We start from the raw sequence: 11,291 nt of genomic DNA, 5'->3' as shown, positions 1-11,291 counted from the left end.
ATTCACTTTCGCTGAGATGAACGAAAGTTGGTTCGTAAAACATCGAAGCTCTGGACATCCTGAGCGGAAGGCTCTTACTGTGTCGGCCACGGGGCAGCACTGTTTCAACGATGTGAACGAGCCGGGGAGGTGGTCCGCTTGCACTTCAGCTCTGACACCCACCACGCAGCACACCGCAGCCGGCTCGATCCGTGCCTGCACCCGCCGCGATGACCTGCGCACCGTGACCGTCGAGCAACGCTGACCCCACGGCCGTCCTCACGGACGCGCCGCCGGGACCACCGTTGCCATCGACGCATGCACACGTGCCGGCGACGCACGCGGCGATACAGAAGCTCTCCGGCATCGCTGCCCAGAGGGTCCGGCTGTGGGTGCGCTCCACAGCCGGAGGCGGCGAAGTCGGAGTGGTTGGCCGGTGCGGCCGGAGGGACGGGACCCTTCCGGCCGCATCGGAGACCCGTTCGTTCGCCTTTCCTGTTCCTGAACCGGAAGGAAGACCATGCCCAGCCAAACCACCTCCGGCCGAGCCCGCCCAGACGCCCGCCGGCACCTGTTACGGTGCCTGGTCGCCGCCGTGCCCGTCGCGTCCATGACCGTCGGGTCGCTCGTCATCGCCACCCCGGCATGGGCCGCGCCGACGAGCGCGCCGGCCACACTCACCCCGGCCACCCCCAGCGGCACCAACAACTACTACCGCGGCCCGGTCACGCTGAACCTGTCCGCGACCGACGCGGCCAACGGCGTCCAGCGCCTGGAGTACCGGCTCGGCAACACGGCACCGTTCCAGACCGCGGTATCCGCGACCGGTCCGTTCCCCGCGAGCCTGAGCGGCTCCGTGCAGATCACCCAGCAGGGCACCACCACGGTCGGGTACCGCGCCGTCGGCGGCGACGGCTCGGCCGAGGCCGTCCGCACGATCACGGTCCGGGTCGACACCGTCGCCCCGGTGGTCAGCTGGCCCGGCATCGTCGACGGGCACGTCGGCCACACCGCCACGCTGATCCCGACCCGCACCGATCCCGCGCCGGGCTCCGGCGGTGTCTTCATCCACCGGATGTGGATCGACCAGACCGAGACGACCCCGCTGCCCGTCGCCACCTCCACCCTGGCCACCGGAGCGCACACGATCAGCGTGGTGGCCAGCGACGCCGCCGGCAACGCGGCGCACTTCGAGCAGACCTTCGTGGTGACCACGTCGTTCGCCGAACTCGACACCCTGATCGGCGGCTACGTCACCGCCGGCGCGATCGGCGCGGACCTCGGCGCCGGCCTGCGGGCCAAGCTGACGGAGGCGGCGGGCCTCGCGGAGGCGGGCAACGTCAACCAGGCGAAGCGGGCCCTCAACCAGTTCGTCGCCGCCGCACAGGACGCATCGGTCTCCGGCGCGGCCCGGGACACGCTCGTCGGCGACGCCCGCTACCTGCAGGACAAGCTCGCCGGGAAGCTCCCGGCCGAGCCGGCGACCGGCATGACCGTCACGCCGGCCATCGGGCCCAACCCGATCGCGCCGGCGACGCCGCTCGCGGCCTCGACGAACTTCCCCGGCGCCACCTACCGGGTGCTGTACTTCTCGGCCACCAAGGGCTTCCGCCACGACCACATCGCCGACACCGCCCTGCTCGTCCAGCAGTGGGGTCAGCAGCACGGCTTCGACGTCGACATCTGGGACCCGCGGCTGGCCCCGGCGTCGCTGTCGAGCACGCCGTTCACCTCCGCCGCCGACCTGGCGAAGTACAAGACGGTCATCTTCGGCTCCCCGGTGGACGGGACCAACCCCAACAGCGCGCCGGCGTCCGACGCGCTCAACGCCGCCGAGCTGGCCGCGTTCCAGGGGTACATCCAGGCCGGCGGCGGCTTCGTCGGGCTGCACGGCGCGTCCGACGCGATCCACAACGTGGCCTGGTACCGCGACCTGGTCGGGGCGTGGTTCACCAACCACCCGGGCGGGCAGAACGGCGAGGGCACCTGCGGCAGCTGCATCAACGTGCAGGTCAACACCGAGGACCCGACGAACCCGGCCACGGCGCACCTGCCGAAGACCTGGCTCACCATCGACGAGCTGTACAACTTCGACCACAACCCGCGGGCCGAGGTGCACACGCTGCTGAGCCTCGAGGAGTCGACGTACCGCCGGAGCCTCAACAGCGGCAACGCCGCGAACGTCCCGATGGCGCTGATGGGTGGCGACCACCCGATCGCGTGGTGCCAGAACTACGACGGCGGCCGCGCCTTCTCGCTCATCCTCGGCCACGACCGCGCGCAGTACTACCGTGAGGACTTCACCAGGATCCTGCTGGCGGGCATCAACTGGACGGCCGGGCAGAGCGAGGCGAACTGCTCGACCTTCCGGCAGACCCGCACGCTGATCACCGCCGGCGCCGCCGGTGGCACCCTGGACCCGGAGTCCGCCGCGGCGGTCACCGCGCTCCTCGACGAGGCCCAGGCCGCGTACCTGCGGCTGGACTACAACGCCGCGGGCACCTCACTCAACAAGATCATCGCGCTGGCCGGCTCCCCCGCCGCCGGCACCGACGCGGCGCGTGGCGAGCTCGACCGCCAGGCCCGCCAGCTGCGGGACTGGATGAAGTCCCTGAAGTAGCTCCCGCACCCGACCGACCTGCCGCCGGCCCCCCAACGGGCCGGCGGCAGGTCCGTCTCCGGGCACTCAGTCCGCCTTGGCCGCCTTCTCCGCGGCCCACTGGTCGAGCAGGGCCGGCAGCCGGTCCTGCACCCAGGTGTAGAAGTCATGCATCCCGGCGAGCCGGGCGCCGGCGGTGGTGCCGGGTCCGCCCGCCGCGGCCGCGCCCACGTCGGCGGCGTCGGCGAGGGTCTTCAGCAGGGTCATCTTGGCGACCGTCACCTCATACCAGGAATCGTCGACGAGCCGGTAGCGGTCGCGACGGTCGCCGGGGACGTGCTCGCGGGCCACCATCGAGATCTGCGACAGGTAGCGCACGGCGCCGGAGATCGCGGCGGCGCTGACACCCAGGCGGTCGGCCAGCTCGCCGGCGGTCAGCGACCGCTCGTCGGCGGCCATGAGCGTGAAGACGACCCGGCCGGCCATGCGCGGGAAGCCCCAGTCGCCGAGCAGCCTGGCCATGTCCTCCACGAAGGCCCGTAACGCCGCCTCATCTCGCATGTGGGATTCCATCCGTCAATTGTCCAACACGAACTTTCACACTTGTGTGAAATGAGTGTAGCGTCTGAAGCATGGAAAACTCCATTGAGGTCGCCGGACTGATCAAGCGGTTCGGCCAGACCACCGCGCTGGACGGCCTCGATCTGACCGTCGCGCAGGGCGAGGTGCACGGGTTCCTCGGTCCCAACGGGGCAGGCAAGACCACCACCATCCGGATCCTGCTCGGCCTGCAGCGCGCCGACGGCGGCACCGCGCGGCTGCTCGGCGGCGACCCGTGGCACGACGCCGTCTCGCTGCACCGGCGGCTGGCGTACGTGCCGGGCGACGTCACCCTGTGGCCCAACCTCTCCGGCGGCGAGGTCATCGACCTGCTGGGCCGGCTGCGCGGCGGGGTGAACCGGGCCCGCCGCGACGAGCTGCTCGAGCGCTTCGACCTCGACCCCCGCAAGAAGGGCCGCGCCTACTCCAAGGGCAACCGGCAGAAGGTAGGCCTCATCGCCGCGCTCGCCTCCGACGTCGAGCTGCTGCTGCTCGACGAGCCCACCTCCGGCCTGGACCCGTTGATGGAGGAGGTGTTTCGGCAGGTCGTCGCCGAGGAGACCGAGCAGCGCGGCCGCACCGTGCTGCTGTCCAGCCACATCCTGTCGGAGGTCGAGGCGCTCTGCGACCGGGTCAGCATCATCCGCCAGGGCCGCACCGTCGAGACCGGCACCCTGACGCAGCTGCGGCACCTGACGCGCACGTCCATCTCCGCCGAGCTGAGCACCCCGCCCAACGGCCTCGCCGATCTGGCCGGCGTCCACGACCTGCACGTGCGCGACCACCAGGTGCGGCTCCAGGTCGACTCGGCGCAACTCGACACCGTGCTGCGCCAGCTGACCTCGCACGGCGTGCGCAGCCTCGTCAGCCAGCCGCCGACGCTCGAGGAGCTCTTCCTGCGTCACTACGAGACGGAGCCGTCGAAATGAGCGCGTTCACCGGCACCGGCGCCCTCGCCCGCCTCATCGTCCGCCGCGACCGGGTGCTGCTGCCGATCTGGATGCTGCTGCTGGGCCTGCTGCCGCTGTCCCTCGCGTCCGGCACCGCGCAGCTCTACCCGACCGACGCCGGGCGGCAGGGCTACATCGACAACCTCGCCGGCAACCCGATGCTGCTGCTGTTCTACGGGACGAAGCCGGACAACGCGAGCCTCGGGGCGCTGATCTACTGGCGGTCCGCGACCGGCATGGTGATCATGGCGCTGATCGGGGTGCTGTTCGTCATCCGGCACACCCGGGTCGAGGAGGAGGCCGGGCGCCGCGAGCTGCTCGGCGCGACCGTCGTCGGCCGCCATGCCCCGGTCGCCGCGGCGCTGGCCACCATCTCCTGCGCGAGCGTGCTCGTCGGCGCGCTCGTCACGCTCGGCATGATCAGCCAGCACACGCCGGCCGGCGGCGCCGCCGCCATGGGACTGGCCTGGGCGTGCGCCGGCATCCTCTTCGGCGCCGTCGGCGCGGCCGCCGCGCAGCTCAGCGAGGGCGCGGGCGCGGCCCGGGGCATCGGCGTCGCCATTGTCGGCGTCGCGTTCGGGGTGCGGGGCGCCGGCGACGTCGCCGGCGGTGGTCTGTCATGGCTGTCGTGGGTCTCGCCGCTCGGCTGGATCTACCACGTGCGCGCCTATGCCGGCGACCACTGGTGGGTGTTCGCGGTCATCGCCGCCGCCGTGCTCGCCGTCACCGCGCTCGCGCTGCGCCTGTCGGCCCGCCGCGACGTCGGCGCCGGGCTGCTGCCCCCGAAGCTCGGCCCGGCGTCGGCCGGACCCGGGCTCGCCAGCCCGCTGGCGCTCGCGTGGCGGCTGCACCGCGGCTCCCTGTACGGCTGGCTGATCGGCCTCGGGATCGTCGGCGGGCTGCTCTTCGGCGGCGTCGCGAAGACCTCGGGGGATCTGCTGGCCGACAACGAGCAGCTCAAGCAGATCATGGAGCGCCTCGGCGGCGCGTCCGGCGCCGGCGACGTGTTCATCGCCGGCTCGCTCGGCCTCGGCGCGATCGCGGTCGCCGCCTACGGCATCTCCGCGGCGCTGCGGATGCGCACCGAGGAGGCGGCGCTGCGCAGCGAGGCCCTGCTGGCCACCGGCGTGAGCCGGCTGCGGTGGGCCGCGTCGCACCTCGTCTTCGCGTTCCTCGGCCCGACGCTCGTGATGGTCGTGACCGGTCTCGCCGCCGGGCTCCTCTACGGCACGGCGACCGGCGCCGTCGGGCGGGAGCTCCCCCGCGTCCTGGCCGGCGCGCTGGTCCAGCTGCCCGCGATCTGGCTCCTCGCCGCGCTCACCGTGGCGGTCTTCGGCCTGGCGCCCCGCCGCGCCCCGGCGATCGGCTGGGCGGCGCTGTCGCTGTGCGTGATCCTGGGGCAGGTCGGCGCCGCGCTGCAGCTGAGCCAGGCGCTGCTGGACGTCTCCCCCTTCACCCACATCCCCCACGTCCCGGGCGGGCCGGTCGCCGCGGCACCGCTGCTGGTCCTGACCGCGATCACCGTCGCCCTGGTCGTCGCCGGCCTGGCCGGCTTCCGCCGCCGCGACGTCCCCATCACCTGAGCGGCCCGTCCTCCCGCAGCACACGCCTGCCCCGGCTCCACCGCGATCGAGCGGCGCCCGGGGCAGGACGCCCGGCGGCGCCGCCGCACCCCGGCCGGATCCACGAACGAAGCAGCCCATCGGCCTCAACTCCGCGCGGTGGTCGCCGATGGGGAACTGTGTCCCCATCGTCACCAGAGCCGGCCGTGAAACGACCCGAGCGCCGCTGGTGGCGCACGATCGTGTTCGAGCTGACCGCCCGGACGGTGGTCGCGGCGGTGCTCCCGCTCGCCATCACGCTGATCTGGCTGGGTCTGGACTCCGGCGACACCACCTACCGGCACGTCGCCCTGGTCGTGGCCGGCGTCGTGGCGGTGCTGCTCGCCGAGGCGGTGCACGCGGCACGGCGGCTCGCCCGCCGGATGCGCCGCGCCATGTCCGCGCTCGACGCGCTCGCCAACGGCCGTCTCGACCTGGAGCTGCCGATCGCGCGGGACGACGAGATGGGCTGGATCGCGGGCACCATCAACCAGGCCACCGAGGGCATGCGCACGCTCATGACCGGCATCGCACAGCAGGCGCACAACCTGCGCGACGCCGCCGACGACCTGGCCACGAACGCCTCGACGGTCACCCGCCACACCGCGGAGACCGCCCAGCAGGCGGTGCTGCTGTCCGGGTCCATCGACGACGTCACCGCCAACATGCGCGGCCTGCTGTCCGGGGCCGACGCGGTGCGGACCAGCATCGACGCGATCGCCGAGCGGGCCGGCAACGCCGGGCGGGTGGCGCAGCAGGGCGTCACGACGGCCGCCGACACCCAGGTCAGCGTGACCCGGCTGGGCACGTCCAGCGCCGAGATCAGCGGCGTGGTCGCGTTCATCAACGGTGTCGCCGCCCAGACGAACCTGCTCGCGCTCAACGCCACCATCGAGGCGGCGCGGGCCGGCGCGAGCGGCAAGGGCTTCGCGGTGGTCGCCGACGAGGTGAAGGGCCTCGCCCAGCAGACCGCCGAGGCCACCGGCAGCATCGACGCGCAGGTGGCGGCCATCCGCACCGACGCGGAGGCCACCGCGACGGCGCTCGGCTCGATCACGAAGGTCATCCACGAGATCACCGGCCACCAGGCGGACATCACCGCGGCGGTGGACGACCAGCGCAACGTCACGGCCGAGATGACCCGGCGGGTCCACGACACCGGCGACACCACCCAGGCGCTGACGTCGACCATCAACGACCTGGCCGCAGCCGCCAGCCGCTCCACCGACGGCACCCGGCAGGTCGCCAACTCCGTCGCCGCGCTGGCCTCGATCGCCGCCAACCTCAGCTCGCTGACGTCCGCCTACGAGGCGGTGGCGGTCACCCGGATCGGCGCCGGTGCCTACGTACCGCCGCCGCCACCACCATCCACAGTGGACTCGACGGCCTCGGCTGCCGGTTCACCGCCCTCTGGACTGTTCTGAGCCCCGATCCGCGCTCAGCCCGCAGCACCACACAGGCCAGGCGCCCGGACGGTTCCGGACACCTGGCCTGTGTGCACGACGACCCGTGGTCGAAACGGGGACGGGGCGGAAGGTTCGTGAGCCGCCCGCTCTGCCGGGCCGGAGCCTCCTCCGGCTCTCTGAGCTACCGCCGTGCCACGTCAGCCTCGTCGATCGCGCCGGTCGGCGCAAGGCGTTATCGCCGCTGTGTCTGTCCGGAGAACACGCCGGTCTCCCGCAGGAGCCCGGCCAGCAGCGACGACGACACCGTCACTCCGTGCACCAGATCCCGGGCCGGCGCCGGCAGCTCGGTCATGCCCTGACGGTACGGCTGCGTCCAGCCGGTGGCCTCCGGATCCACCCCGTGCCGGCGGCACGCCTGCCGCACCAGGTCGGCGTCGCACGAGTCGTCACCGAGCACGACGTCCCACGGCACCGGCAGGTCCGCCCACACCTGCACGTCCGCGTGCTGGTCGCGGCCCTCCAGCCGGTGCCAGGCCGCCACGTCGGCCGCCACCAGCGCGGGCACCTTGCCCGGGCAGCTCGCCTCGATGACGTCGTCGTACCCGAGTCCGCGCGTCAGATTCAGCCAGCCGGTGCGGGCCTGGTTGAACGCCCGGGACGCGCTGTTCCACGTCGACGAGTCGTCGCCGGCCCGCATGATCATGTGGGTGGGGTCGCGGCGCACGTCGTAGGCGCGCCGCAGTGCCCGCGCCGACGCGGCGAGCTGCTCGTAGTACAGCCCCATCAGCCGGCCGCACTGCGTGTCGTCGAGCCGGTCCAGCACCGACCACCGCGTCAGCACCGACGCCAGCACCCACGGCCGGCAGGCCGGGCTCGACAGCGCGGCCGCCAGCAGCTGCTCGGCGAGAGTGTCCATGGGCCGGGCCTGGCGCCCCGACGTGAACAGGGTCCGCATGTTCAGCCGCGCCACGTAGTACGCGGTGAACGCGGCGGTGGCCGGGCACGCGACGAAGTCCTCCTCGGTGACGAGGTACGCCAGCCGCGCCTTGCCGAACGCCACCGACGCCTCGCGGTCCCGTTCGGCGGCCAGCACCTCGGTGCGCTGCTGCAGGTGCAGCACGGCCCGCACCGCCCGGCGGTACGTGCGCACCGAAACCCCGGGGAGCAGCTCCCGGCGGGTGGCGGCGGCCATCCGGTCCCGGGCGTCGGCGTGCCCGCCCCGGTCGCCCCGCGCCCCGGCCGGCTTGCGCAGCCGGTAGTAGGTGCCGCCCGCCCACGAGATCGGCACCGGACGGCGCGGGACCGTCCGGCGGGCCGGCCATGGATCCTCGTCGGGGAGGCCGAGCAGCGTCAGGGCCGACCCGAGCCACAGGTGCAGCGCCGCCGGCTCGGCCGGGTCCGCCGCCACCGGTGCCGGTCGCGCCGCGGCGAGCGCGACGGCGTCCACCGCGACCTTGGCCGTCTCGTACGCCCTGGCCAGCCCCGGATGATGCCGCCACGTCGTCGGCATCGACGACCCGACCGGCCCGGTCCACACCGCCGGCCCGTCCTGCGCCACCACCAGCTGACGCGCCCGCTGATACCGCATCATCGAATACAGGTCCCGGCAGCCCACCGCGCTCAGCCACCGCTGCGCGCCGAGCTCCACGATGTCCACCGCCACGTCCTGCGGCGACCGCCGCTCACGAATCCCGGCGTACAGGCGACGCAGGACGGCTTCTTCCGAACGCTGCTCCACGATGACCACCCAGCCCCGTCGTCGCGACGGCCCGGTGGGCGATCGCCTCCGGACGCCGGTCAACCGGAGACCAGCCGCACAGTATCGGCCCGCACGATCGGTGCCGTCCAACCAATTCCGTCCTACGGTGCGCCCAGGCGGCGGATGACGACGCCGAGGAGGCGGTCGGTGGTGAAGTAGCCGGAGCGGCGGGAGTCGTGGGACACGACGGGGTTGTCGCCCAGCAGGACCACGCGGTCGGGAGGGACGTGGTTGCCCGGGACGGTGCGCAGGGCGGGCACGGTGTCGCGCGGGATGGGGTCGCCGGGGGCGGCGGCCACGCGCTTGACGATCCGCGCGGGTCGCTGGGGTGCCGGTGGGGGTGGGGGCGAGGCCGTGAAGACCACCACCTGGCCGGTGCGCAGCGCTGCCGGTGGGATCCGGCGGACCAGGAGGCGTTCGCCCGGGCGGTACGTGGGCAGCATGCTGGGGCCGTCGACGGTGACCGTCAGGTAGCGCCGGCGCAGCCACCACACGGCGCCGAGGGCGGCCAGCACCGCCGTGGCGAGCGGGAGCCACATCATCCGTGCACCCTGAAGGGCTCAGCGGGCTCAGCGGGCTCAGCGGGCACGGTGTCGCGGTAGCCGGCCGCCTGGCGGGCGAAGAGCCGCGCGTAGCCACCGTCCGCGGCGACCAGTTCGGCGTGGGTGCCTTCCTCGGCCACGACGCCGTCGGCCAGGACCACGATCCGGTCGGCGTCGCGGACCGCGCCGAGCCGGTGCGACACGACCAGGCTGGTCCGGCCGGTCCGCAGGGTGCGCAGGTGGGTGTGCACCTGGTGCTCCGCCTCGGGGTCCAGGCCGGCGCTCGGCTCGTCCAGGATCAGCAGGTCCCGGTCGCGGCGCAGGAACGCCCGGGCCAGCGCCACCCGCTGCCACTGGCCGCCGGACAGCAGCACGCCGGTGGAGGACCCGGCGCCCTCCGGGTCGGCGTCGAAGGCGCGGCTCAGCATCGTCCGGTACCCGCGGGGCAGCGCGGACAGGGCGTCGTGCACCCCGGCCTCCCGGGCCGCGTCGGCGACGCGCCGCGGGTCGGCGGCGGCGGACAGGTCGCCGACCGCGATGTTCTCGGTGGCGGTCAGCTCATAGGACACGAAGTCCTGGAAGACCGCGCCGATCCTGGCCCGCAGCTGCGCCGGCGGCACGTCCCGGATGTCCACGCCGTCCCAGCGGATCTCGCCGCGGGTCGGGTCGTAGAACCGGCACAGCAGCTTCACCAGGGTGCTCTTGCCGCCGCCGTTGCGCCCGACCAGGGCGACCGTCTGCCCGCACGGGATGGTCAGGTTCAGCCCGCGCAGCACCCACGGGTGGTCGGGGCTGTAACGGAACCACACATCGCGCAGCTCGATCCCCCGGCGCAGCGGCGGCAGCGGCCGGGGTGACGCCGGCACCGGCAGGTCGGGCTCGGCGGTGACCACCGCGACGTAGTGATGGAACGTCAACAGGTGCTCGTAGGCCATCACCCCGGCCGAGACGACCGTGCCCAGGGACGCCTGTACGCCGGCCATCGCGGCCACGAACATCGACACGTCACCCACGCCGAGCCGGCCGTCGCCGGCGGCGAGGATCGCCCACACCAGGCCGGCCCCGGCAACCACGGCCGAGCTGCCCGCCAGCCCGCCCTGGACCAACAGCTCGCGGCGGTCCATGCGGCGCCGGGCCGCGTCGGCGGTGCGCTGCTCGTCGAGCATCCGGCCGCGCAGGAAGCCGCCGAGGTCGAAGAGCCGGATCTCCTTGGCGGCGTCCACGGTGGACAGCAGGTTGGAGTAGAACAGGCCGCGCCGCTCCACGGGCCCGATCCGCCACAGCATGCCGGTCCGCTGGCGCGACAGGCGCAGCTCGATGAACAGCGCCGGCACGGCCGAGGCGAGGACGACGCCGGTGAACGCCGGGCTGATCAGGGCCAGCGAGCCGACGAACCCGGCGACCGTCAGCCCGCTGCGGACTCCCGCCAGCGCGGTGTCCACGAGCCGCCCGGGGTTGGCCGCGCTGAGCACGCCCAGCCGCAGCCGGTCGAGGAACGCCGGGCTCTCGAAGCGGGCCAGCCCGGGAAGGCTCGACACCGCGGCGAAGAGCTCGTCCTTGCCGCGCAGCGCGGCCCGCCGGTCCACCTCGCTGCGGAGGTACTCCGCAGCCTGCACGGCGACGGCGAGGGCGGCACCGGCGGCGGCCAGGGCAAGCGCCAGGCTGAGCAGCCCGACGGCCGCGACGGCCCGGCCCGGCCCGGCGACCCGGTCCAGCAGCTCCCGGGTGAGCCAGGCCATCGCGACCGGGGCCGCCGCGGTGACCACGGTCGCGGCGACGTACCCGAGGACGTGGCCGCGGGCCGCGCGCCAGACCATGCCGGCGGCCCGGCCGGCGGCGACGGCGAGGGCACGCC

8 protein-coding genes are annotated in these 11,291 nt (G+C 73.7%); 4 read left to right on the top strand and 4 right to left on the bottom strand.

Annotated features, from left to right (window positions below; translation table 11 throughout):
• The first annotated feature begins 499 nt into the window (after positions 1-499).
• The gene (locus ABD332_RS46505; RefSeq protein WP_344511137.1) at positions 500-2,599 is read left to right on the top strand and encodes a ThuA domain-containing protein; all 2,100 of its coding nucleotides are present in this window, start codon (positions 500-502) and stop codon (positions 2,597-2,599) included.
• 66 nt (positions 2,600-2,665) lie between these two features.
• On the opposite strand, the gene ABD332_RS46500 is transcribed toward ABD332_RS46505, so the two are convergent.
• The gene (locus ABD332_RS46500; RefSeq protein WP_344511135.1) at positions 2,666-3,139 is read right to left on the bottom strand and encodes a GbsR/MarR family transcriptional regulator; all 474 of its coding nucleotides are present in this window, start codon (positions 3,137-3,139) and stop codon (positions 2,666-2,668) included.
• A 71-nt stretch (positions 3,140-3,210) separates the two neighbouring features.
• Here ABD332_RS46500 and ABD332_RS46495 point away from each other — a divergent pair, with 71 nt between their 5' ends.
• The 3 genes from ABD332_RS46495 to ABD332_RS46485 all read left to right on the top strand — a co-directional run bounded on the left by ABD332_RS46495 (position 3,211) and on the right by ABD332_RS46485 (position 7,153).
• Entirely contained in the window at positions 3,211-4,107 is an 897-nt protein-coding gene (locus tag ABD332_RS46495) for an ABC transporter ATP-binding protein (RefSeq protein ID WP_344511133.1), read from the top strand.
• Positions 4,104-5,711, top strand: a complete 1,608-nt coding sequence (locus ABD332_RS46490) for an ABC transporter permease (protein WP_344511131.1) — start codon at positions 4,104-4,106, stop codon at positions 5,709-5,711. The genes ABD332_RS46495 and ABD332_RS46490 overlap by 4 nt, the downstream gene beginning before the upstream one ends.
• Before the next feature lie 185 nt (positions 5,712-5,896).
• Complete coding sequence (locus tag ABD332_RS46485) at positions 5,897-7,153, top strand: methyl-accepting chemotaxis protein (RefSeq protein WP_344511129.1); 1,257 nt, start codon at positions 5,897-5,899, stop codon at positions 7,151-7,153.
• 214 nt (positions 7,154-7,367) lie between these two features.
• On the opposite strand, the gene ABD332_RS46480 is transcribed toward ABD332_RS46485, so the two are convergent.
• The 3 genes from ABD332_RS46480 to ABD332_RS46470 form a co-directional block, all read right to left on the bottom strand.
• Positions 7,368-8,873: a hypothetical protein gene (locus ABD332_RS46480; protein ID WP_344511127.1), complete on the bottom strand. Its 1,506-nt coding sequence runs from the start codon at positions 8,871-8,873 to the stop codon at positions 7,368-7,370.
• Positions 8,874-8,995: 122 nt separating this feature from the next.
• A complete protein-coding gene (locus ABD332_RS46475) occupies positions 8,996-9,436 on the bottom strand; it encodes a S26 family signal peptidase (RefSeq protein WP_344511125.1) in 441 nt (146 codons plus the stop codon).
• A partial coding sequence (locus ABD332_RS46470) for an ABC transporter ATP-binding protein (RefSeq protein WP_344511123.1) occupies positions 9,433-11,291 on the bottom strand: 1,859 nt, incomplete at its 5' end. The genes ABD332_RS46470 and ABD332_RS46475, both read right to left, overlap by 4 nt.

The organism is Dactylosporangium maewongense, from assembly GCF_039531485.1.
Lineage (GTDB): Bacteria > Actinomycetota > Actinomycetes > Mycobacteriales > Micromonosporaceae > Dactylosporangium > Dactylosporangium maewongense.
Note: the sequence above shows the minus strand (reverse complement) of the source record. Positions and strands in the feature narration are given on the sequence as shown.

Excerpts from the sequence above, each read along its gene's own strand:
- ABD332_RS46495 (WP_344511133.1), top strand. The coding sequence starts at position 3,211 with ATGGAAAACTCCATTGAGGTCGCCGGACTGATCAAGCGGTTCGGCCAG.
- ABD332_RS46475 (WP_344511125.1), bottom strand. The coding sequence starts at position 9,436 with ATGATGTGGCTCCCGCTCGCCACGGCGGTGCTGGCCGCCCTCGGCGCC.
- ABD332_RS46490 (WP_344511131.1), top strand. The coding sequence starts at position 4,104 with ATGAGCGCGTTCACCGGCACCGGCGCCCTCGCCCGCCTCATCGTCCGC.
- ABD332_RS46500 (WP_344511135.1), bottom strand. The coding sequence starts at position 3,139 with ATGCGAGATGAGGCGGCGTTACGGGCCTTCGTGGAGGACATGGCCAGG.
- ABD332_RS46505 (WP_344511137.1), top strand. The coding sequence starts at position 500 with ATGCCCAGCCAAACCACCTCCGGCCGAGCCCGCCCAGACGCCCGCCGG.